This window comes from uncultured Campylobacter sp. (genome assembly GCF_938002845.1).
Taxonomy (GTDB): Bacteria; Campylobacterota; Campylobacteria; order Campylobacterales; family Campylobacteraceae; genus Campylobacter_B.
The window spans coordinates 1-23,770 of record NZ_CALKZP010000036.1 but is presented as its reverse complement, the minus strand read 5'-3'; the positions used below and the strand labels follow the sequence as shown (position 1 = coordinate 23,770).

Below are 23,770 nucleotides of genomic sequence, written 5' to 3'. Positions count from 1 at the left end.
CGATCACGACCTTTGCGCCGCGTATCTGCTCTAAATTTGCGATCAGCCTGTGCAGCCCGGCCACGCCCGCGTCACTAAATTTACGCGCGTCGTTACCTAGAAATCTCGCCGTCTCGTACGCCTCCTCCACTACCGCTCCGTCGGCGGTGCCTGCGGAGACTATCGCGATGTAGCTTTGTGTGAGCGCGGGCTCTTTAAATTTGACGCTGATGACGCGGCCGCGAGCGTTGAACTCCGCCTGCGGCAGCGTCTCGCGCACCCGCTCAAAAACCCGCTCGTTCGTGCGCGTGATCAGGATATTTTGCCCTCTTGCGCCGATCGCTGCTGCGATGCGTAAAATTTCATCATCCGTCTTGCCCTCGCCGTAGATCACCTCGCCCGCGCCGTTTCGCAATGCGCGCTGAGTGTCGATCTTGGCGCAGCCCACGTCCTCGTAAGGGTAGTTTTTTAGGTATTTTAGCGCCTCTTGCTCGCTCATGCGGCCGCTTTTTATCCCCGCGAAAAGCTCTAAAATTTCATCCTCTCTCATGCAAAACATCCTCTCTAAGCCCCTTTAAATCGAGCGTCACCTCCGCAGCACCCAGCGTCACGAGCTGCCTAACGACGCTTTTAAATTTCGCGTCATTTAGGAAGTTTCGCATGCTAGAAAAGGGCATTTGCAGCTTTATATTTTTGCGGTCGCACCGCGCGCGGACGTTTGCGTAACCGCTTGCGATGAGCAAATTTTCCGCCGCTTCGATCAGATTTAGCTCGCCAGGCTCGATCTCGCGTCCGTGCGGCAGGCGCGTTAGTAAGCACGCGTAGCTCGGTTTTTCGGCTGTGGGCAAGCCCAGCTCGCGCGATAGCTCGCGGATCTCGGATTTGGTTAAATTTATTAGCGGCGAGAGTACGCCTAGCTCCTCTTTTGCTTTGAGCCCCGGGCGGTATTCGCCCAGATCGTCTCGGTTCGTGCCGTCTGCGACGCGGCTAAAGCCAAGCTCACGGGCGCGCTCGATTAGGCGCGAAAACACAGCCTTTTTGCACAGATAGCAACGGTTTTCTGGATTGTCTTTGATCTCCTCCGCGACGCCGAGCTCTAAAATTTCGTGCCTGATGCCGTAAGCACGGGCAAATTCTACGGCTTCTGCGATCTCGCGCGAGGACATATAGGGCGATCTGATCGTTATGCCGATCGCACGCTCTCCCAGCGCGTCGTGCGCCGCGCGCAGCAGCAGCGAGCTATCCGCACCGCCGCTAAATGCGACCGCGAGTTCACCAAGCCCGCGCAGATCAGCCTTTAGTTTTTCTAGCTTCGTCATAGATTTTCAGCGCCTCTTTTCGCACCCGCTCAATCGTCGTGCCGTGCGCGAGCGCCGCGGCCTTGCACTCGTCAAATTCTGGCTTTATTTTTTGCGTTTGGCAGGCGCCAGAAATCTTAAGCCCTATCTCGCCGAATTTTGTCTGCACCCACGCAAAATCGCGCTTTAGCTCGGTTTTGGCAACCTCTATCTCGCGGACGCCGATCGCCGTCGTGTGCGTAAATATCAGATTCTTTAAATTTTGCGCGTCCTGCTTGCGGCACAGCGCGTTTAGCTCAAAACCCATGCGCCCTTTTTTCATAAAAATAGACCTGCTAAACACGTCCAGCGCGCCGTTTTCGCGTAAAATTTCGCACGCAAGCGCAAAGCTCTCGGCGTCCATATCGTCGATGTTCGTGGAGATTAAAATTTGTTTGCAAACCTCGCCGTAGCCGATTTTTTCGCTTAAATTTCGCTCGCCGTTTTCATAGTTCAAATTTTCATCCGCCTCGCAGATCATCGCGCGAAGCACGTTCGCAAAGTCCGCTGCGTCTTTGCCGCCAGCGCCGTAGCCGATCTTTTCGATTTTAAAGCTTGCGCCGTCCGCAAATTCATCCGCGCAGGCCTTTAAGATCGCCGCGCCCGTGGGCGTAGTCATCTCGAAATTTGCGCGTCCGAGGCTTACGGGCACACCTTTTAAAATTTCGCAAACGGCGGGTGCCGGCACGCTAAGCTCGCCGTGATCGCATTTGGCTACGCCGCCGCCAAGCTCGATTTTGGAGCTTAGCACACGCGAGACGCCTAAATTTTCAAAAAGATACTCGAGGCAGATCGCCGCGCCCACGATATCGACGATAGAGTCTATCGCGCCGAGCTCGTGGAAATGCACCTGCTCTACGTCCGTGCCGTGGACTTTGGCCTCCGCCTGCGCGATCGTGCGAAATATCGCGCCCGCTCTTTGTTTGCAGCTCTGGCTTAAATTTGAACTCTCTAAAATTTGCTTGATATCGGCGTAGCTTCTAGCGTAAGGCTGCGATTTTAGCGGCACTACGTCGATTTTTGTCGCGGCGATGCCGTTTTTTAGCACGTTTTTACGCTCCAGCTTAAATTCGCCGGCTAAATTTAACTTTTCTAGCTCGGCGCAAAGATAGTCAAAATCCACTCCGAGCCCCACCAGCGCGCCTAAATTCATATCGCCGCTGATGCCTGCGCTCGCGTCGTAATATAAAATTTTAGCCAAGCCTAGGCCTTAGGCACCGTCATCGAGCCAAACGGCAGGATGATGATTTTCGCGTCCGCGCCCTTTTGCGCGAGCGCGTCGTCCACGGCCTTTTGCAGGTCATGATACGGCTTTAGATGCACGGCGCGCATCTCATCGTCGCTAAGCTCGCTCACCGCCCAGGTCTGCGCCCAGAGCGAGATTTCAGCCATTTTAGCGGCCTTGTGATAGCCGAGCTTAAAGCCCGCGCTGATCTTTTCTAGCACCTTTTTGGGCGTGTCGGCGGAGGCCATCAGGTCAAAAAACGGCTTTGGTCCGATGCCGGTGCGGCACTTTGCGACCATTATTAAAATTCCCCCTTCAGCAAGCGCCAGTTTGCCGTTATCTAGGGCTTTTTGCGCCTGATAGAGATCGACGTCCATCGGATAGGGCGCGACCGAGATCACGATATCTGCCTTGCGCGGGATATTTACGCAAAACACCTCGTCTGCCTTTTTCACGCAGTCGTAAAAGCTGTCGTTCAAATCGCCCGCGCTTGCGTAATACACGCCGTGCTCGCTGTCAAGCACCGTCTGGATCGAAAAAACGTCGATATGCGCGAGCACCTTCATCGCATCGATCATATCCTCGTGCACGGGGTTGCCCTCTAGGCGCAGCGCTTGCGCGTCGGAGCTTAGTGCGAGCTTGTGATTTTGCGTGATGCTCTCGTACGACGCAGTGCCCGGCAAAAAGGCCTTTCTGCCGCCCGTGTAACCCGCGAAATAGTGCGGCTCGACCGAGCCGATTACTATCACTTTTTTCGCCTCGGCCACGATTTTGTTTAGATACATCTGCGTGCCGTTTTTGGACTCTCCTAAAAACACCATCTCGTCGTGCTTGGAGTCGTGATCGTGAACTTCGCCTTTGGCGTTAAGCTCCGCGTAAATTTCTTTACCGAAGATCATCTCGTATTCTTCCTGCGTGCCCTCTCTATGGCAGCCCGTGGCGATGATGAAAATTTTATTTTTCTCGCGGATTTTTGGGTAAATTTGCTTTAAAACTTTTGCCGTCGGCGTCGGTCTCGTGCCGTCGTTTACGATGATTACGATCTTTTCATCGCCTGCTATAAACTCGTCAAAGCTTTTTTGATTTATCGGATTTGCCAGAGCCTTTGCGATGAGCGCCGTTTCGTCAAATTTAGCCACGGGGTTTGGATCGAAAACGCCGAGCAAATTTTTCTCGTTTATCTCTAGATTTAGATGATCGTCTTTGCCGTATGCGATAGGGATTTGCATATCTGCCTCCTATGTGGAATTTGGCGGGATTATAACGTAAATTTTATTTAAAACGATTTAGCCTTGCGCGGGAGCGGAGCGTTAATCTAAAGAATTTTGAAATTTAAAAAGCTCGCGAGTATGAAACTCGCGAGCGTATAGCTATTATAAGTAGCCGTAAAGATGAGCGAAAATAAAGCCCACGCCGCACGACGTAAGCACGCCGATCAGACCGGGCAAGATAAAGCTGTGGTTGATGACGAATCTTCCGATATGCGTAGTGCCCGAGCGGTCGAACTGGATCGCCGCAAGGTCGCTCGGATATGTAGGTAGGATATAGTATCCGTAGCAAGCCGGCGCGAATGCGATTATGAGGCCTGGATCGATACCGATGGTAACGGCGAGCGGAACAAAGGTCGCAACGGCGGCCGCCTGGGAATTAAGAAATTTGCTGATTAGCAGCGAAACTAGAATATAAGTCCACGGGTAGGCCTTGACAACCTCTCCCAAAGACGCCTTAAGCATCTCGATATGGGCGGTAAACATCGTCTCCGCCATCCATGAGATTCCATAGATCGCCACAAGCGCAACCATACCGCTGTGGAAAATTTCGTTTTTGGCGATGCTGCCCGCTTTTATGCCCGAAGCGATCATCATAATGGACGCCGCTAGAAGCATGAAAATTTGAATGGTAAGAACCATATTTAAATTTGCGGTTTTTTTCATAGTATCTTTTACGACGATGCTTGCGTTTGCGATACTCTCGCTCTTATCGCCTGCGGTGATTACGACGTTTCCGTCCTGAGCAACGATGCTTTGGGTAAGCTTCTTATCTTTGTCGTAAATTTCGACGCTGTTAAATTTAGTAGCGTCTTTGGCTTTGGACTCTTTGACGTTTGAGATTACCTTGCCGCCATCTACCGTGGAGACGACCTGGCCGTCTTTGATCGTGATATTTTTGACATCTTTTTTATCCACTACGATCTCTACAGATTTGCCCGGTGCGTTATTCGTCCATGCGGGGCGGAACTGCTTGTAGTATCCTAAGACCGCAACCAGCGCGATAGTGGCTAAAAATATCCACATACATACCCATTTAATGGTAGCTAGCTTCTGTCCAAGCAGAGTAGTGCTTTCGCCGTAGATATATTTTTTCTGCTCCGGATCTTTGATCTTTTCTTGGAATTCAGGGTCTTTATCCAGATCTTTGCCTCTAAAGATCGACCACGTTCCGATTACGAGCATTCCGATAAAAGTAGAAGGGATGGTAAGCTTAAGTAGATCCAAATAGCTGCTAAAGCCCTCGATATGCACGCCTTGACCTAGCAAGATCGCAACCATCGAAACGCCGGCAACCGAAACGGGGCTAGCGATGATGGCAAGCTGCGATGAGATCGTAGATGCAGCCATCGGGCGCTCCGGGCGGACATTGTTTTTAATCGCTACGTCGTAGATAATCGGAAGCAGCGTATAGACGGTGTGTCCCGTTCCGCATAAAATCGTAAGCGTCCACGCAACCATAGGAGCGATGATACATATAAATTTAGGATGCTTTCTAAGAAGCTTCTCGGCAAGCTGAAGCATAACATCAAGTCCGCCCGTAGCCTGTAGCGTCGCACTCGCTACGACGACGGCCAGGATGGTAAGGATAACGTCAACGGCGGGCTTTCCGGGTTGAAGCTTAAAGCCGAATACCAAAATTACAAGTCCTATGCCGCCTAAAATTCCAAGGGCCATGCCGCCCTTTTTAGCGCCGTAGAACAAACAACCAAGCACGATTATTAGTTGAATGAAAAATTGCGTGCCCTCAGACAAACTTGTCAGAAACTCCATCGTTTCTCCTTTATAAAAATTAAAACAAAACTTCGGCGATTATACTAACTTTTTATTTAAACAAAATTAAAGGAGCGTTACGAATTGTAAAAATCTATCAAAATAAAAATTTACTGAAATTATAATTTTAAAGCAGAATTTATAGCGAAATGTAAAAAATAAAATTTTACTTAGAGCTGTTTTTATATCATAGAATTTCGCAACTTTTAAGAAAACTTAGAATTCCATTATAGCTCAAGCTTTAAACCGATTTTTAAGCCTTGGAGTAGTATCATTCCGCAAAGAGTGGATTAAGATGAATTTTATAAAATTTTGTATTGCCTTTTTGATTTGTTTATCGCAGATGGCAGCAGCTGATAGCTTTGATCTAAACTCCACGCTGCGTCTGAGCACATTCGACGCAAGCTCGCACCGACTGCTTTTATGCGGCAGTGGCGGCGAGCTTAGGATGTTTGATGCTGCTAAATGGAATGTAGAGTTCGCGCAAAAATACAGCGATAACGAAATCACGGCTCTAAATTTTAAAAACGGCAAAATTTATCTAGCTTGGGGCGGAGCCGAAATCGCGGTACTAAACGATAGACTAAAGTTTTTACGCACGCTTAAGACGGGGCGTAACGGCACAGCCCAAATAGATGTGATCTATGCCGCAAAAGACGCGATTTACGCGGTAGTGGATAAGAATCAACTAATAAGATTAGACGAAGACCCTGATAACAGCGCGGATGGCGGCTACGCCTCAGGCGAGAATTCCACCGCGAACGGGCAATCTTTAAATAGAAATTCCGCCCCAGATGGGCTGCGCGGAATTTCGTTTCATTACGGCAGGATCAATACCGTTAGCCTGGGCGCTAACGGACTTTGCGTCGCAAGCTGGAACGGCGTAGCCTGTTTTAGCGCAGATCTTGTCGCGACTAAATTTAGCGGCATCGATACAGCGCCTAATCGCGCCGCGCAGGGAGAGCTTGGTAGCGTGAAATTTAAAGATGCGGAATTTAATAATGCGAAAAGCGCGCAAGCCTCCGAGCCAAATAAAACGAAAGCTAGCGCTGCAAAGAGCGCGGAATTTCAAAGCTTAGAATTCAAAGGCGCAAAATTTCAAGACGAGGGGCTTAAAACTCAAAGCGAAATTTCAGCCGAAGCTGGCGATAAAAATTTAAGCGGCTCTATCACTACTGCACTTGCAGACTGCGATGGGACGCTATTTACAGGCGATATAGAGGGGGATTTTATAAATTTAAAAAGCGGCGAGCGCAAAAGCGTGGGCTCTTGGATCAAATCCATCGTGTGCGCCCGCAGCACGCAGTTTATCGCTACTAAAGATAAAATTTACGAAAATCAAAAAGCAGGATTAAAGGAGGTTGTGGATTTAAAAAGCGAATTTTTAGCGATGTACGCAGACGGGGATGCCATCCTCGTAGTCAGCAAATCAGGCAAAATTTTAAAATTCTAAGAAAGGATTAGTATGTTAAAAAGTTTCAAACCCGTGCTTTTGGGCTCGGTTTTGTTCGCCGCAAGCGCCCTGTGTGCCGCAGATAGTGACCTAGAGCGCGTGATGAAAGAACGAAATTTAAGCGAAAAAGACGTTTTGGCGGCGGCTAAGACCTATCAGCCGACCGGTAGGAAGGACGATTATATGGTCTTCTCTTCCGGCGGTCAAAGCGGACAGGTGATCGTTTACGGCGTGCCGTCAATGAGGATCTACAAATATATCGGCGTATTTACCCCGGAGCCTTGGCAGGGATACGGCTTTGACGAGGAGAGTAAGGCGGTCTTAAGATCGGGCTCCATTAACGGCAAAGAGATCAACTGGGGCGATACTCACCACCCAAATTTCAGCGAAAAAAACGGCGAGTATGTGGGCGATTATCTCTTTATAAACGATAAGGCGAACCCAAGAATCGCGGTTATAAATTTATCCGATTTCGAAACCACTCAGATAGTCGTAAATCCGGTAATCAAAAGCGATCACGGCGGCTCTTTCGTAACGCCTAATACCGAATACGTCATCGAAACCAGCCAATACGCAGCCCCTTTTGATAACGACTGGCACCCGATTGAGGAGTATCAAGCAGTCTATCGCGGTGCAGTAACGCTATGGAAATTTGACTACGACAAAGGTAAAATCGACGTAAATAAATCCTTTTCTCTAGAGCTTCCTCCATATATGCAAGATCTAAGTGACGCAGGTAAGGGCGAGAGCTTCGGCTGGGCGTTTACCAATAGCTTTAACTCCGAAATGTACACAGGCGGCATCGAAAAGGGTCTGCCTCCGATGGAAGCCGGTATGAGCCGCAACGATACCGACTACTTGCACGTTTACAACTGGCAAATTCTAGAAAAACTTGCTCAAGATAGCAAAAACTATAAGGTCGTAAACGGACACAGAATCGTTACAATAGACGCCGCTGTAAAAGCGGGAGCGCTATTTTTGATCCCTGAGGCTAAATCCCCTCATGGCGTCGATGTTAGCCCTGATGGTCGCTATATCATCATCGGCGGTAAACTAGATACTCACGCTAGCGTTTATGATTTCAAAAAGATCAAAGAGCTAATTGATAAGAAAGAATATGCAGGCAAGGATCCATACGGAATTCCGATCTTAGATATGCAAAAGACGCTTCACGGACAAGCAGAGCTAGGTCTTGGACCTTTGCATAATACCTTCGATTCGCAAGATGGCGTAATCTATACATCGCTTTACGTTGATAGCCAGATCGTAAAATGGAACTACAAGACGCTAAAGGTTTTGGATAGGATCAACGTCCACTATAATATCGGACACCTTGATTCTATGGAGGGTAAATCCTCAAAGCCGGTCGGCAAATACGTAATCGCGCTGGATAAGCTTTCGATCGATAGATTTAATCCTATCGGACCGCTTCATCCGCAAAATCACCAGCTGATCGACATTACAGGACCTAAAATGGAGATGCTCTACGATCTTCCTATCGGTCTAGGCGAGCCGCACGACGTAGTTTCTATCGCAGCTAGCAAGCTTCATACGAAACCTACCTATACTATGGGAACAAACTCTCGTACCGGCAAGCAGCACCCTGCTATGACGCTAGCAGGTCAGGAGCGCATCGAGCGCGACGGCAAAAACGTAAAAGTCTATGCTACGGCGATCCGCAGCCATATTAATCCTGAGCACATCGAGGTTAATAAGGACGATAACGTAACGATCTATATGACAAATTTAGAGCGTGCCGAGGATGAAACTCACGGCTTTACGGTTGATGATTACGATTTGCATATGTCACTTGAGCCGGGTAAGACTGCGAGCGTAAATTTCATCGCAGATAAAGAGGGCGTATTTCCTTTCTACTGCACGGAATTCTGCTCTGCGCTGCACCTTGAGATGTTCGGATATCTATACGTAAAAGATCCGAATAAAAAATACACTTCAGCTAAAGCGTCTATGCTAAAAGCTCTTAGCCCAGAGGCTCTAAAAGCCGAATACGACAAGGTAGTAGCTACAAATAAAGCCACCGACGACGTTATTCAATCAGTCGTTAAATTCTTAAAAGAGAAAAACTACGAGAAATATCCTAAGGTCAAGGCTTTAGTCGATGATGCGCTAGATCAATACGGCAAAATTCCTGAAACCAAAGCCAAGGCAGACGCCGCGGTAAAAGCGGGCGATATGAACGGCGCGATACTTTGGGAAGGTCAAGTTTGGCAGTATCTAGTAAAAACCGCAGATGTCGGACTTCGCGCTAAAAACAACCTAATCCGTGAGCTCTCCACTCCTATGAGCGAGGCTGCATCTAACGGCGAGAAGGCCTACCTACGCGGAGGCTGCAACGGCTGCCACGTCATCGGCCAAGTAAGCTCGGGTCCTGATCTAACAGGCGTCCTACTTCGCCACGAAAACGGCGAGAAATGGGTAGCCGATTTCATCAAAGACCCTGCTAAATTCTACGAAGACGACTACGTTAAGGCAATGATAAATTACTTCAACCTTCGCATGCCAAATCAGCATATGAAAGACGAAGAGATCAAAGATATCATCGAATACCTAAAATGGGTCGATGAGAACGCGGGTCTTAACTAGCCCCACTCTCCCCCGCAAGGGGGAGAATTTAAAGGAGACGAAATGCCAAAATATAAAATTTACGCGATTTTAGCGCTGCTTATTATGACGGTCGCTTTTACCATCCCTACGCTCGGATTTTTCAAAGTCCAAGGCAAAATCGTATCGGGGCAGGTTAGCAGCGTCTCGCAGCTGCCCGCATACTCCGCACCGATATGGAATTTTTATACAAAAGCATCGTATAAAAATCACCTAATTCCTAGTGATGTTAAAAATGATCTAGGCGCGATGCTGGAGCATAAATTTGAAGTGGGGGTTCCTAGCATACCGGTGTGGAAAATTTCACTCGAAGCGCCGAACTATCCAAAAGAGGCTTTCCCCGATGGAATTCCACTTTACGTCCACGTTGACGGCTTTAGCGGCGATGTCGGCGAGATGAATACCCTAAACCACTATATCGGAATGTATCCCGTCTGGCGCGGCGGCACGCTCGAGCACTCGCTATCGCCGTATTATCTCATAATCGCTACGATCGGCATGCTTGCGTTTTTGTACTATGATGGCAAGGGGCAGACTCTGCTTATGATCCTGCCGATCATTGCGCCGCTTATCTTCATCGGCTGCTATGTGGGTTGGCTGTATTGGTTCGGACACAACCTGCAAGACTGGGGCGCGTTTAAAATAAAGCCTTTTATGCCTACAGCATTTGGCGACGGCAGCGTAGCGCATTTTACTACCCATTCATATCCGGCTCTTGGCTTTTGGCTGATGCTGGCCCTGTCGCTGCTATCGGCGTTAGCTCTACTATCTAAGAAAAAATTCCTACGAGAGCATAGATGAGGCTTTTGCTTCTAGCATTCTCGCTCGCGCTAAGCTTAGGCGCAGGCGAGCTTCAAGACGCGATCGATAGCGCAAAAGCGGGCGATATTATAGAACTAGCCGCGGGCGAGTACCACGGCAACGTTTTAATCGATAAGCCCCTTACTATCGACGGACTAAACCGCTCCGCCGTGATCATAGGCGATCGCAACGGAACGGTCATCCGCGTCCGCTCTCCGCATGTTACAATCAAGAATTTAACAATTCAAAACGGAGGCTTCGAGCATCTTAGCGAGGATGCGGGCATCAACGTAAGCGACGTAAACAGCGTAATAATAAAAAATAATCTCATCAAAGACGTGCTCTATGGCGTCGTGCTAAGCAAGGCAAACGACGTAACGATCGAGGGCAACGAAATTTCAAGCAATACCTACCGCACGAGTTTTAAAGGCGACGGCATCAAACTTTGGTATTCCAATGCCAATAAAATTTTAAATAACGACGTCCACAACGTCCGCGACACCGTTTTTTACTTCTCTAACGGCAATCTTGTCGCGGGCAATAAAGGCCATAACTGTCGTTATTCGCTGCACTTTATGAACTCCGGGCATAACGTCGTAGAGGATAACTACTACGACGGCAATAGCGTGGGATTATTTTTTATGTTTTCAAGCGACAATATAGCTAGGCGTAACATCGTGCGCAACGCGGATGGCGCTTACGGCGTAGGTATCGGTATGAAGGATAGCTCAAATTTCAGGGTTACGGATAATAAAGTCGTTTACAACGCCCGCGGATTTTATCTGGATCAATCCCCCTATCAGCCGGGCTCACTTAACGTTTTTGAAAACAACGATATCGAATATAACAGCATCGGCGTGCAATTCCACGCCACGCAGCTAAAAAGCGTATTTAAAAACAATAAATTTAAAGGCAATATGGAGATTGTGCTAAACGATACGCCCCAATCCAAGCTTTTAGAAAACGAATGGAGTGGCAACTACTTCGACGATTACGACGGATTTGACCGCGACGGCGACGGTTACGGCGACGTTAGCTACAGCTCATATGCTTATGCCGACAGACTTTGGGCGCATAAGCCAAGCGTGCGGTTTTTTTACGGCTCCAGCGGGATCGCGCTTTTAAATTTCATTTCCAAGCTCGCTCCGTTTTCAGAGCCTGAGCTACTGCTAAAAGATCCAAAACCTAGGATGAAGCAATGATAAAGAATAGACGCGAAGCGATAAAACTACTCGGCGGAGCACTTGGGACGCTCGGGGCAGCGAGCTTGTTTGCGGATGAAAATTCTGCCAATTCCGCGGGCGGCGAAGCGCAGAATTCCGGCGCGTCAAATTCCGTAAATTCTGCGGGGCAAAATTCCGCGCCGAATTCCATAAAACAAAATTCTGCGGAAAATTCTAGCGGAGATTCCGCCTCTTTATATCTGCGCCCGCCCGGAGCGCTAGCGGAACGAGGCTTCCGCTCTAGCTGTATCAAGTGCGGTCAATGCGTGCAGGTCTGCCCCTATCACAGCATCTATCTGCTGGATATTACCCATCTTTTTGACATCGGCACCCCGGTCATCGACGCCAAAGAGCGAGGCTGCTATCTTTGCGGCGCGCTTCCTTGCGTGCTCGCCTGTCCAAGCGGCGCGCTCAGCCACGAAACGAACGAGCCTAAAAAGGTTGCGATGGGTATAGCCGTGATTAAAAATTTAGACGCCTGTTTGGCGTATCGCGGACAGGCTTTAAAATCTAGCGATCTACGCCTAAAGCCCGCCAAGACCGAGCAGGAGCGCGAGTTAAACTCAGCGCTGGCTGCGAAAGAGGGCAAGGTCTGTGATCTATGCGCGTCGCTATGTCCTTACCCGCAGCCGCTTGATGCCATTGCGATGATAGAAGCAGGCAAGCATTTCGCCCCGCAGATCCGCAGCGCTTGCGTCGGTTGTGGGGCGTGCGCAGAGCTCTGTCCGGCGCGTATCATCGAGATAATCCCGCGGGCGGATTACAAATCAATCTATGAAGGAAAGCAATGAAAAACTCCATTAAATTCTACCTCTGCTCGCTAGCTGCGGCGCTTTTGCTGTGCGGCTGCGGAGATGACGGCGATTCAAGCTCCGCCGCTGCAAATTCCGCAGGGCAGAATTCCGTTTCGCAAGGCTCCGCAGGGCAAAATTCTGCGGATCAGAATTCCGCGAGTTCAAATTCCGCATCGCAGAAAGCGGATCAAAATTCCACCGCCAAGCCTCGCATAAGCGTCAAAAGCGGCGAAGCGCCGAAACAAGACGATAAGTTCGTAAGCTACGATTTTTACGGCGAGCGAAAGGTAAATTTTAACCTAAACGGCGACGTGAACGAAACGACCAAAAACATCGTGGCGTATTCGAGCATCAAAAATCAATATGAAAAGCTAAATTTCGACCTAATGAAAAAGCGCCTTGGGCACGATTTTATCCTGCGCTGCTCGGCGTGCCATGACGACTACGCCAACGGCATCATCGGTCCGTCGCTTCTGGATAAAACCGACGCGCAGATCGTGGATATGATTAAAAAGTATAAATTCAAAGAAAAGCCTAACCCTCTTATGGTGCAGCTCGTAAACGGCATGAGCGAGCAGCAGATAGAGACGATGGCGAAAGAAATTTACGAGTTCAACAAACAATTTAAGGAGCAGAAATGAAACCGGGCAAAATTTTAGCTTTGATTTTGGGTGTAGCACTGATCGCGCTGATGATCTTTATGGCTAGTTCGGACGATTCTAGCGCGCCGCAGCAAGAAGTCAAGCCGCAGGTGCAAGCAAAACCGGCGCCGCAGAGCAAGAGCGTCGATCTCATCGACGATAAGGACGTAAAAAATATTAAAATTTTAGAGCAAAGCGTCAAAGAGCGCGATTTTAAGGTTAGTAGCTCCTATCTGGTAAGCTGCGCGCCCTGCCACGGCGATGACGGACGCGGCAAGATCGCTCCGCCGATCGGTGGCAAGAGCAAGGATCAAATTTTAGCAAGCCTCAAAGATTATAAAGCGGGTAAGATCAAAAATAGCCTGATGAGCGGACTTTTAACCAACGTAAGCGACGAGAGCCTAGATAAGCTCGCGGATGAAATTTCAAAATTTAAAGAGTAAGTCTTGGATAAATATAATTCGCGATGCACGATCAAAAATACGAGCTTTTTCTCGACCTTCGCGCTTAAAAATAAAAGCGGCAAACTGCGCCCCAGCATTCGGGCGCTGCGCTACGCCACGGTATTTTTGGTGCATCTGCTTTTCGTGCTTTCCTTTCGTGCGGATATTCAAATTTTAGAGGGCGACATCAGCGGCTCGCGGATACTTGGCTTTCACCTAGCCGATCCTTTCGCGACTCTTGAGGTGATCGCCGCGCACAAAGATCTGCCGATAAATCTGCTCATCGGCTCGGGCACCATTTTGCTGTTTTATTTCATCGCGGGCGGTAAGGCTTTTTGCTCGTGGATCTGTCCTTACGGAGCGCTTAGCGAGATCGGCGAGAAGCTGCATAATACGCTAATTGCCAAGCACGTCATCAAGGAGCGCTCATTGCCTCGCGGTATGCGATATGCGATCTGGGCGGTGTTTTTAGCGCTAAGCGCGATTACCGATCTACTCGTTTTTGAAATTTTTAACGTAGTCGGAATTTTATCGCGCCTCATCATCTACGGCTTCTCGCTGGCGGGGCTTTGGATAGTTTTTGTGTTTTTGCTCGAAGTATTTTTTAGCAGGCGGGTGTGGTGCACGCACCTATGCCCGCTAGGCAGCACCTATTCGCTTGCGGCGAAAGCAAGCCTTAGCAAGATTACTTGGGATAAGAGCAGGTGCGATCACTGCGGCGTTTGCCAAGACGTCTGCTTCGTCTCGCACGTACTGGATATTACCAAAAAAAAGGCATCCGAAAACCTGGGCGATAAGAGCAAATTTATGCTAAAAGGGATCGACTGCACGCTATGCGGACGCTGTATCGACGTGTGTCACCAAGACGCACTCGGTATCGGCAATAAGCTAAAAGATATGATCTAAGGAAGCCTATGATAGAGATTAAAAACGTAAGCAAGAAATTCGCAGATCAATTCGTTTTAAAAGATATCAATCTAAATATCGATGATGGCGAGCAAGTGCTTTTCGTCGGGCAAAACGGAGCGGGCAAAAGCTCGCTGATGCGGACGATTTTAGGCGAATACATACCCACAAGCGGCAGCGTCGCTATCGACGGATTTGATTCATTTAAGCAGCGTAGCCGCGCTCTACGCGGTATCAGCTTCGTGCCACAAACCCCGCCGCCGCTTAAGCTGAGCCTAAATGAGCTCATCTACTTCGCCGAGCGCACGGCGGACGCAAGCAGAGCGGATATAGTAAAATTTTGCGGTGAAATGGAGCTTGATCTGGGTTCAAATTTAAACAAACCCTTTCATAAGCTATCGGGCGGTATGAAGCAGAAATTTTTAATCGCGCTAGCCTTTGGCAGAGCCAGCAAAGCGATGATTTTCGACGAGCCGACAGCCAATCTCGATCCGAGCGCGCGCGAGCGTTTTAAGACGCTTTTGCACAACTACGCAAAAGATAAGAGCTTGATCTTTATCTCGCATAGGCTCGAGGAAGTGGGAGGGCTGGTAAAAAGAATGATTTCAATGGATCTAGGGAGGATCGTAGATGACAAAAATGTTTAAAATTATGCTTTGCGCACTTGCGGTGCTTACGTTTTTAGGCTGCGGCGACGAGAAAGACTACGGCAACGTCCATTACGACAGAGACGTGTGCGAGCACTGCCAGATGGCGATCAGCGACAACCGCTTCAGCGTCGATGTGCGCGTGGACGGCAAAAACCACTACTTTGACGATATCGGCTGCTTGGTGGATTTTATGGTTACCAACGACAAACTAAACTGGCTGAAGGACGCCAAAATTTACATCAATGACGCTAGCGGCAACGGCGAGTTTATCGACGCGCGCACGGCGCATTTTTATCGCGGTTTCAAAACCCCTATGTCGTTCGGCTGGGGCGCGTTTAAAAACAAGCAAGAGGGCAAGCAAGACTTCAACTTCGATCAAGTAGTCGCGGCGCTTAAAGCAGGCGGCGGCTCGCACGGCATGGGAATGGGAGATATGGGTCGCGATGCGCACGGCGCAAGCGACGGACATGATATGAGCGCAGGACATGATGGCATGAGTGGGATGCAAGACCCTCACTCCGCAGAGCACGGCATGAGCGAGCCGCAACACGATATGGGCGGTATGGGGCATACTCACGGCTCAGATCATGGCATGAGCGGCGATGCGGGCAGCACGGCGCACTCTCAAGGCTCGCCGCACGATATGGGGCAGATGCACGAGGGTAATGGCACGGCACACGGTATGCCTTCTGGGCACGCGCATTAAGGATGTTCAGCTAAGATGAAATTTTAAGCGGCCCATGTTTTGCGCTAAATTTAAAGCGTAAAATTTCAGCGTGCCGCCCGTGCCGCCATGGATGAGATGAAATTTTATTTTGCAGCTTTAACGTGAGGCAGAGATGGGTCTAGAAAACGGCTGCGAAATTTTATCTTGCGACGCGGCTAAATTTAACGCGCGGCATGAAATTCCGCTTTGCACGTTAAATTTACGCGGACGCGCCAGTTTAAAATTTTGCCGTAAATTTAAAATATCCGGTGCAAAATCTCGCTGCCTTGAGATTTTTAGAATTTTAAAATTTTATGCTGCGAGATACGCCTGGTTTTGAAATTTTACGGAGCTGAAATTTAAGAGGTCTCGTCAAGCGGCTAAATTTTAAAACTACGACGGATGACGGATAGCGGGCGGCAAACCGCGCGCTGTTTGAGTGCGCCGCAAGCGAGCCATAAATTTAAAATTTATGCGCGATCCGCAGTCGCAGGCGGCGGATAAAATTTCACCGCTTGTTTAAACGCTAGACGGGCAAAATTTAAGGCCACGAAATCCGCGCCGCAAAACGGAGCCGAGCCTAAAAGCACGTTTAAGCCGCGCGAGAAATCTAAATTTAAAGCGCGCCTAGGCGCAATAAAGGAATATGAATGAAAAATTTACTCACCATCGCCGCTTTGGATATCAAAGAGTCCTTCCGCTCGCGCTGGTTTTTGCTCTATCTGCTGATCTTTAGCGGGCTCGTGGCGGCATTTTTCATCACGGGGGTGACCGACTCGCGCGTGCTCGGTTTTAGCGGGCTTTCGCGACTGCTACTGCTGTTTATTCAGATCTGCATCATCATCCTGCCCGTATTCGTGCTCGTCACCACCAGCAAGGCGATCCTAGCCGATCGTGACCTAAACATCTTAGAATACCTGCTAAGCTTCCCGATCTCGCAGGCGCAGTATTACTACGGCAAGGCGCTAGGAAGGCTGTTTGGAGTGTTCGTGCCGATATTTTTGTCGCTGCTGCTCGCGATCGTTTGGGGCGCGATCAAGGGAACGGGCATTCCGTGGGCGATCTGCCTGCTTTATACGGGGCTGCTTTTTAGCTTGTGCGCGGCGTTTTTAGGGATCGCGTTTTTGATCTGCGCCGTTTCAAAAAGCCAAGAGATGGGGCTTGGGCTTGCGTTTTTTATCTGGCTTTTCTGCCTTGCGTTTTTGGATCTCGTGCTGATCGGATTGCTCGCAAAAACGGGCGTGAACGAAAATCTGATCTTTGCGATCGCTCTCACAAACCCGATGGAGGACTTCCGCATCGCCGCTATCAGCCTGTTTGATCCCGATCTTGCGGTCATCGGCACGACGGCGTATTTTATCCTAGATCACTTCGGGCGCGGGCTTTTCATCGCCTTTTCGCTGCTCTATCCGATCGCTCTGGGCGCGGCAAGCCTCGTTTTGGGCTATTTTATCTTTAGATCGAAGGATTTGGCGTGAAATTTCCACTCATTTTGACGGCATTTATAGCGCTTTGCGGCGCAGCTGAGATACAAAATTCCGCGGCTCAAAGCTCTGGTTCGGCGCAAAATTTAGGTACGCCCAATACAGGCTCCAGCTTGGCGCAGAATTCTAAAAGCGTGCGCGAGATTGCGTGGCTCAAAGACGTAAATCTCACCTGCGCCAAATACGGCATCGATACTAGCGCGCACCCTGAATTTCGCGCCTATGCAAGGCTCAAAGACGGCAGCGCGCTCGCGTTTGCTTCGCCTAAGGCGATGTTTGCATATTTTTTTAAAGACGAGAGCTCGGGTGCAAATTTTAGCGGTTCTACTGGAGCGAATTCTGCGAACAAAAATCCCGCTAGCATGAATTTCGACGAGGTAAATTCCGCTAACGTAAATTTCGGCGAAGTAAATTCCACCGATGCAAATTTCGGCAGTGCGGAGCTTTACGTCACCGATTACGCAAGCGGCGAAATTTTGCGGGCGCAGGACGCGTTTTATGTATTCGGCAGCGTGCTACAAAGCGCCAGAGGCGACGATCTCATCACGTTTGCGAGATTGCGCGACGCGCAAGACTTCATGCGCGAGAAAAAGGGGCATAAAATTTTGCAGTTTCGCGAAATTTCCGCCAAGCTGATCGATTATCTAAGATGATCGAGCCGCTTGGCAAAATTTAAATTCAGCTATTTTAGTATATTTTATTCATAAAAATTTATCTTTTATTTTAGTGCGCTATTAAGGGAATTTAAAGCAATTAAAAAATACAATCACGTTAAATTTTATCTATAAGAATTAAATAGTGTAGTTTTTCAGTATATTTATTGAGCTCTACATTCTCGCTTATTTTTAAAATAAATTTTAAGGAGACGTCATGGCAAACGACAAAATCGCAAAACAAAAAGGCTCACGCAAGAAGGCTGCTACGGATGAAAATTCCGCTGCGAATACGGGAGAAAATTCCGCCGCAGACGCAGCCAAAAGCTCCGCCACGTCCATTTTTGATAACAGCGCAAATAGCGCTCAAAATTCCGCCGTAAATTCTATAACTTCCGCCTCGCTTACTCGCGACAAAATTTCTAAAAATCGCGCCGCAGGCGAGAATTCCTGCGACGAGTGCGATTGCGAAGCCAGAAATTCCGCACCGAGTTACGATGATAGCGCAAGCTCTGCTTCAAGCACGAACTTTGCGGCGCACTCAAGCACTCAAAGCGCAGGCAACGCTAAAAAATCCGCGATAGGCTCTACAATAAATTCCACGGCCGATTCTTTGATAAATTTCGTCTCAAATCCTACGAAGAGCCCAAGCAGCAAAGACCACTTCTCTTGCTCGCACGAGCATAGCGATAACTCCGCAATCCACTCGCATCTACACGACGAAGATCTTGCGACCCACCCACACGATCAAGAAGAAAACCTCGCAGCTTATTTGCACGAATACGGCGCAAATTCTGCGGCGTATTCGCATGAGTGCGACGAAGATTCCGCCATCAGCTCGCACGAGCACGATAAACATTGCCATGATCACAAGCCCCACTCTCATCGCGCGGTTATCGGATTTGACGAGCACGGCATCCCAAAAGTTTTAGTGCCCGCAGAGGCTAGTCCGCACACACATAAAGACGCGCAGGGCAATCTTTTCGAGCATTTTCACGAGGCGGAATTTACGGCGGATTATATGAAGGCGGTGCTTGAATACAAAAAGACCTTCCCCACAAAACAAGAAGTACTTGAGAAAACCCCTGATCCCGCCGTGCGCGAAATGATGCTTAGGATGGAGCAGATCGGCGTAGATACGGCGTTTGATCGTTTCGACAAACAGATGCCGATGTGTAGCTATGGGCTTACCGGAGTATGCTGTAAGATCTGCAATATGGGGCCTTGCAAAATTACTAAAAAGGCCGATCGCGGCACTTGCGGTGCGGACGCCGATCTCATCGTGTCGCGCAACCTACTGCGCCAAGTAGCTGCGGGCGTAGCTCAACACGGCGCGCACGCCAGAGAGCTTCTACTGTCGCTAAAATGGGCGGCGCAGGGCAAGCTAGATCTGCCAATCATAGGCGAATACAAAATCATCAATACCGCCAAAGCCTTTGGAATTCCAACTGAAGGCAGAGAGTTAAAAGAGGTAGCGATCGAGCTTGCCGATACGCTTTTAACAGATCTTTCGCAAAGCAGCGGCGAGTATAAAACCATCACTGCGCTCGCACCCAAGGAGCGTCAAGAAGTATGGCGGAAGCTAGATATCTTGCCAATTAGTGCGTATAACGAAGTCTTTGAGGCGTATCACCGAACGGGTGTTGGCACAGACGGAGACTGGCGCAGCGTGATGCAGCATCTTTTGCGCTGTGGGCTTGCTTTTACATTTACTGGCGTAGTAGCTGCAAATATCGCTACGGATGCGCTATTTGGCGTAGGAGATCGCGTAACTTCCAAAAGCAATATGGGCGCGCTTAAAAAAGGCTGGGTCAATATCGCTGTGCACGGACATCTACCGACATTAGTAAGCCTAATAGTGGAGATCGGAAATTCTAAGGAGTACCAAGACAAGGCTCGCGCAATAGGCGCACAGGGGATCGCATTTTACGGCGTGTGCTGTTCTGGGCTATCGGCGATGTATCGCAATTGGGGCGTCGTACCGCTCTCAAACGCCGTAACTGCCGAACTCGTCATAGGCACGGGCGCGCTTGATCTGTGGGTCGCCGATGTCCAAGATGTCTATCCTGCGATCATGGACGTGGCTAACTGCTTCCAGACCAAGGTCGTTACCACGAGCTCATCAGCTAGGCTTCCCGGAGCTGAGCATATTGGCTACGATCATCACCACAGCAATATCACCGAGACTAGGAATTTGGCGCGTAAAATTCTAGACCGCGCATTGCAATCTCACGAAAAGCGCAAGGGGCTGCCGGTATATATTCCGCCGTATGAAGTCGAGGCCGAAGTGGGCTTTTCGGTAGAATTCGTCCATAAGCACTACGGCGGCATGGAGCCGTTAGCGCACGCGCTAAAAAGCGGTGAAATTTTAGGCATAGTAAATATGGTCGGCTGCACCAATCCTAAAGTGCCTTATGAGCGCGCTATTATAGATGTCGCACAAACCCTAATCCAAAATAACGTCCTAATCCTAACCAACGGCTGCGCGTCGTTCCCGCTAATGAAACTGGGCTTTTGCCAAAAAAGCGCGTATAAAAAAGCAGGCGCGTCGCTGCGGGCATTTTTAGAAAAAGATGAGCTTCCGCCGGTATGGCACGTGGGCGAGTGCATCGATAATACCCGCTCCAGCGGAATTTTCGCAGGTATCGCAGGGGTGCTAGACAAAAATCTCTACGAGCTGCCGCTTGCCTTCACCTCTCCCGAGTGGGCGAACGAAAAGGGCGTCGATGCCTCGCTCGGATTCCGTCTAATGGGCATCGACTCATATCACTGCGTCGAATATCAAATCCACGGCTCCGCAAATGTCATACACTTTTTCAAAGAGGGCACCAGGCGTGCGCTTGGCTCTGTGATGCACGTAGATACCGATCCGGTCGCGCTCGCGCTAAAAATGGTAAGCGACATGCGCTTAAAACGCAAATCCCTAGGCTGGCAGTAGCGACGGATGGATTCATTTCGCATCGCATTTTAAGCGATGCGAAATTTCATGATAAAATTTAACCTCTTGCGGGCAAATAAAATCCCGCGGCCAAACGGCAAGTAAAATTCTACGACTAAGTGGCTAGCAAAACCGGGGTCAAATAAAGATAAAATTTTCGCGCCGTATCCGTTCGTGGAATTTTAAATCATATCTTCAAATCCTACGTAAAATTTCGCCGCGCGCTGCGTCTGCTGCTAAATCGGCAAAATTCCGCCATTAGGCTTAAGTCTATCTTTCGCGAAAGGATGAAATTTTAAAATTCCATCTTGGCGTAAATTTCGTAGACGTTCATCTGAAATCCGCAAGCTCAATTTTGCTAAAAGCCTTATTGCACAGAGCTGCACGCCATTAAATTTTGCTCACGTATATGAAAGCCGAAATCATAAAAATTTAATATGATATATGCTAAAATGCCACATCTGTTTAAGGATTTAGATATATAAATCAAAGTCGCTGCAGTCTCTAAGTCATCATCGGTAGGAGATGTCGTGCGAGACGGAGGCACTGCTGTCAAGCCCTTCGTTTCGCAGCTTGAGGCGGTGCGGCAAAAGTGCGTCTATGCTGCGCCTGCAAACATTTTAGGCTGAGACCGCACGGGCATGGAGACGACACTATAAATCTTGCAGGCGGCTAAAATTTTCATCCGGATCTTTTCTGAAATATTGATCTTGGGGCTATCACGAAAGAATTTTACCGCAAGCCTTTCGCTACGAGCCGGAGGGCGGAATTTAAAGCGAAATTTTAAGCGTGTTTCGGCGAGGCAAAATTTCAAAGATTAAATTTAAGGCAAAAGATAAAAATTTAAAGCAAGGGAAGGTATGAAAAATTTTAAATTTATGCTCGTGCTGCTGATACTGGCGACGATCGCGACGATTGCGATATCGCTTTGTATAGGGCGCTTCGGCCTAAGCATCGACGAGGTTTTAAAAGCGCTTAGCGGCGGCGAAGTAGCGCAAAACGTCCACAACGTAATCATGCAGGTGCGCCTGCCGCGCATCATCGCTGCGGTACTCGTGGGCGCAGCGCTGGGCATCAGCGGTACGGCGTATCAAGGCGTCTTTAAAAACCAGCTCGTCTCGCCAGATCTCTTAGGCGTGAGTGCCGGAGCTTGCGTGGGCGCAGCGATCGCGATCCTGCTTGATCTAAACATCCTTTTGATCCAGCTTTTCGCTTTCGTTTTTGGGCTTGCGGCGGTTTGCATTACGCTTCTGATCACGCGCGCGCTGCGTTCGAGCGCCACCATAATGCTCGTGCTTGCGGGCATCATCGTAAGCGGTTTGATGGGCGCACTGATCGGATTTTTAAAATTTATGGCGGATCCCGAGACGAAGCTTGCAGACATCGTGTATTGGCAGCTAGGAAGCCTCGCGAAGGTCGATCCCTCCGTGCTAGCGATGATAGCGCCGGTGATGGGGGTTTGTATCGCTATCTTGGTGCTGATGAGCTACCGCATAAACGTCCTATCCATGGGCGATGCGACCGCGGCGAAGCTGGGCGTAAACGTCGTGCTAGAGCGGGGTATCATCATCGTCTGCGCGACGCTGCTAACCGCAAGCAGCGTGTGTATCAGCGGCATAGTCGCGTGGGTGGGGCTTTTGATGCCGCATCTAACGCGCATGATCGTGGGCGTGAGCAACACCAAAGCGATCCCCGCGAGCATATTTTTAAGCGCGATCTTCGTGCTTATCGTAGACGACGTAGCGCGCAGCATAAATCAAAGCGAGATCCCGTTAGGGGTGCTTACAGGCTTTATCGGCACACTATTTTTTATATTCATCCTGCTTAAAAACAAAAGGAAGCTAAATGGTTAGGGTTGAGAGCTTAGACTTCGGCTACGTAAAATCCGCCCCTCTGACGCTGCGCGACGTGAATTTCAACCTGGAAGCAGGCGCGATGCTTACGATTTTGGGGCAAAACGGCGCGGGCAAATCGACGCTTTTAAATTTAATCAGCGGCACGCTTGAGCCTCTGCGCGGTAAAATTTCAATTGACGGCAAGGATATGGCGAGCCTCAGCGCCAAAGGGCGCGCCGAGATCATCGGCTACGTCTCGCAAAGCGAGGTCTGCGAGTACGACTACAGCGTCTTTGAGTACGTCCTGATGGGGCGCACGGCGCATATCGGGATCTTTTCGCAGCCGAGCGAAAACGACTACAAGCTCGCGCAGCGCTACATGAAAATGCTTGAAATTTGGCACCTAAAAGACAAGATCATCACGCGCCTAAGCGGCGGTCAGAGGCAGATGGCATCCATCGCACGCGCACTTTGCAGCGAGCCTAAGATCGTGATCTTCGACGAGCCCACCTCGGCGTTAGACTTTGCCAACCAATACAAATTCCTTCGCGCCACGAAGGAACTTCTCAAAAACGGCTACACCGTCGTTTTAGCCACGCACAATCCCGATTTCGCTCTGCTTTTGGGCGGATACGTCGCGCTCGTAAAAGGCGGCGGCGAGGTCGCATACGGCAAGGCCGAGCAGATCATAAAGAGCGAAATTTTAAGCAAATTATACGATCTGAAGCTCGACGTCAGCTACAACGAAAGGGTCGGCAGGGTCTGTTGTTTGACGTATCCATTCTAGTTTTTACTTCGCGGACGAGCTAAGCTCGTCCTTGCGACGGGGAGCTTCGCTATTTCTCGCGAAGGCTAGGAAGCGCCCCGCGCTTCCTTCGCATTGCTTCGCTCGCCTAAAGTTACAGAAATTTTGCTGCGTAAAATTTTAAAATTTATCTGTTTTACTTCTCGGCTCGAACAAAACAAGCGAAGCGCTCGACATAGTAGATGTTTCCTTGAAGGTCCGAGCCTGCAAGTGGGGGGGTGCCCCCCCCCCCCC

20 protein-coding genes and 1 pseudogene are annotated in these 23,770 nt (G+C 49.4%); 16 read left to right on the top strand and 5 right to left on the bottom strand.

Features of this window, described 5'->3' with window-relative positions; all coding sequences use genetic code 11:
• From Q0224_RS05000 to Q0224_RS04980, 5 genes are all read right to left on the bottom strand, one after another.
• On the bottom strand, positions 1 to 529 hold a 529-nt coding region (locus Q0224_RS05000; RefSeq protein ID WP_366939503.1), incomplete at its 3' end, for a 1-(5-phosphoribosyl)-5-amino-4-imidazole-carboxylate carboxylase.
• Positions 516 to 1,298 (bottom strand): ATP-dependent sacrificial sulfur transferase LarE, encoded by a 783-nt coding sequence (gene larE / locus Q0224_RS04995; RefSeq protein WP_297949570.1) that lies wholly within the window; start codon positions 1,296 to 1,298, stop codon positions 516 to 518. The genes larE and Q0224_RS05000, both read right to left, overlap by 14 nt.
• Positions 1,270 to 2,517 (bottom strand): nickel pincer cofactor biosynthesis protein LarC, encoded by a 1,248-nt coding sequence (gene larC, locus Q0224_RS04990; protein ID WP_297949568.1) that lies wholly within the window; start codon positions 2,515 to 2,517, stop codon positions 1,270 to 1,272. The genes larE and larC overlap by 29 nt, the downstream gene beginning before the upstream one ends.
• Before the next feature lie 2 nt (positions 2,518 to 2,519).
• The gene (gene larA, locus Q0224_RS04985) at positions 2,520 to 3,770 is read right to left on the bottom strand and encodes a nickel-dependent lactate racemase (protein ID WP_297949566.1); all 1,251 of its coding nucleotides are present in this window, start codon (positions 3,768 to 3,770) and stop codon (positions 2,520 to 2,522) included.
• Between the two features lie 144 nt (positions 3,771 to 3,914).
• Positions 3,915 to 5,582 carry an anaerobic C4-dicarboxylate transporter gene (locus tag Q0224_RS04980; protein ID WP_297949564.1) on the bottom strand — a complete coding sequence of 556 codons (1,668 nt, stop codon included), beginning with the start codon at positions 5,580 to 5,582 and terminating at the stop codon, positions 3,915 to 3,917.
• A gap of 295 nt (positions 5,583 to 5,877) precedes the next feature.
• On the opposite strand from Q0224_RS04980, the gene Q0224_RS04975 reads away from it, so the two are divergent.
• The 16 genes and pseudogenes from Q0224_RS04975 (at position 5,878) to Q0224_RS04900 (ending at position 23,518) form a co-directional block, all read left to right on the top strand.
• The gene (locus tag Q0224_RS04975) at positions 5,878 to 7,035 is read left to right on the top strand and encodes a hypothetical protein (RefSeq protein ID WP_297949562.1); all 1,158 of its coding nucleotides are present in this window, start codon (positions 5,878 to 5,880) and stop codon (positions 7,033 to 7,035) included.
• A gap of 12 nt (positions 7,036 to 7,047) precedes the next feature.
• A complete protein-coding gene (gene nosZ / locus Q0224_RS04970; RefSeq protein ID WP_005870833.1) occupies positions 7,048 to 9,639 on the top strand; it encodes a Sec-dependent nitrous-oxide reductase in 2,592 nt (863 codons plus the stop codon).
• A gap of 42 nt (positions 9,640 to 9,681) precedes the next feature.
• A complete protein-coding gene (locus Q0224_RS04965; protein WP_005870834.1) occupies positions 9,682 to 10,458 on the top strand; it encodes a hypothetical protein in 777 nt (258 codons plus the stop codon).
• Positions 10,455 to 11,660, top strand: coding sequence for a nitrous oxide reductase family maturation protein NosD (locus Q0224_RS04960; protein ID WP_297949560.1), 1,206 nt, complete (start codon positions 10,455 to 10,457; stop codon positions 11,658 to 11,660). Before Q0224_RS04965 ends, Q0224_RS04960 begins: the two co-directional genes overlap by 4 nt.
• Positions 11,657 to 12,472, top strand: coding sequence for a 4Fe-4S dicluster domain-containing protein (locus Q0224_RS04955; protein WP_297949558.1), 816 nt, complete (start codon positions 11,657 to 11,659; stop codon positions 12,470 to 12,472). The genes Q0224_RS04960 and Q0224_RS04955 overlap by 4 nt, the downstream gene beginning before the upstream one ends.
• A gap of 115 nt (positions 12,473 to 12,587) precedes the next feature.
• Positions 12,588 to 12,728: pseudogene (locus Q0224_RS10975) on the top strand (hypothetical protein); the annotation flags it as partial.
• 384 nt (positions 12,729 to 13,112) lie between these two features.
• Positions 13,113 to 13,559 carry a cytochrome C gene (locus tag Q0224_RS04945; protein ID WP_297949553.1) on the top strand — a complete coding sequence of 149 codons (447 nt, stop codon included), beginning with the start codon at positions 13,113 to 13,115 and terminating at the stop codon, positions 13,557 to 13,559.
• 3 nt (positions 13,560 to 13,562) lie between these two features.
• Positions 13,563 to 14,465, top strand: coding sequence for a NapH/MauN family ferredoxin-type protein (locus Q0224_RS04940; protein ID WP_297949551.1), 903 nt, complete (start codon positions 13,563 to 13,565; stop codon positions 14,463 to 14,465).
• An 8-nt stretch (positions 14,466 to 14,473) separates the two neighbouring features.
• Positions 14,474 to 15,112: an ATP-binding cassette domain-containing protein gene (locus Q0224_RS04935; protein WP_297949549.1), complete on the top strand. Its 639-nt coding sequence runs from the start codon at positions 14,474 to 14,476 to the stop codon at positions 15,110 to 15,112.
• A complete protein-coding gene (locus Q0224_RS04930; protein ID WP_297949547.1) occupies positions 15,096 to 15,821 on the top strand; it encodes a hypothetical protein in 726 nt (241 codons plus the stop codon). Before Q0224_RS04935 ends, Q0224_RS04930 begins: the two co-directional genes overlap by 17 nt.
• A gap of 133 nt (positions 15,822 to 15,954) precedes the next feature.
• Entirely contained in the window at positions 15,955 to 16,161 is a 207-nt protein-coding gene (locus Q0224_RS04925) for a hypothetical protein (protein ID WP_297949545.1), read from the top strand.
• Between the two features lie 310 nt (positions 16,162 to 16,471).
• Positions 16,472 to 17,299: an ABC transporter permease subunit gene (locus Q0224_RS04920; RefSeq protein ID WP_297949544.1), complete on the top strand. Its 828-nt coding sequence runs from the start codon at positions 16,472 to 16,474 to the stop codon at positions 17,297 to 17,299.
• Positions 17,296 to 17,958 (top strand): nitrous oxide reductase accessory protein NosL, encoded by a 663-nt coding sequence (locus Q0224_RS04915; RefSeq protein WP_297949542.1) that lies wholly within the window; start codon positions 17,296 to 17,298, stop codon positions 17,956 to 17,958. Before Q0224_RS04920 ends, Q0224_RS04915 begins: the two co-directional genes overlap by 4 nt.
• A gap of 217 nt (positions 17,959 to 18,175) precedes the next feature.
• The gene (locus Q0224_RS04910; protein WP_297949540.1) at positions 18,176 to 20,896 is read left to right on the top strand and encodes a carbon monoxide dehydrogenase; all 2,721 of its coding nucleotides are present in this window, start codon (positions 18,176 to 18,178) and stop codon (positions 20,894 to 20,896) included.
• A gap of 860 nt (positions 20,897 to 21,756) precedes the next feature.
• The gene (locus tag Q0224_RS04905; RefSeq protein WP_297949538.1) at positions 21,757 to 22,749 is read left to right on the top strand and encodes an iron ABC transporter permease; all 993 of its coding nucleotides are present in this window, start codon (positions 21,757 to 21,759) and stop codon (positions 22,747 to 22,749) included.
• A complete protein-coding gene (locus tag Q0224_RS04900) occupies positions 22,742 to 23,518 on the top strand; it encodes an ABC transporter ATP-binding protein (RefSeq protein ID WP_297949536.1) in 777 nt (258 codons plus the stop codon). The genes Q0224_RS04905 and Q0224_RS04900 overlap by 8 nt, the downstream gene beginning before the upstream one ends.
• Positions 23,519 to 23,770: the final 252 nt, after the last annotated feature.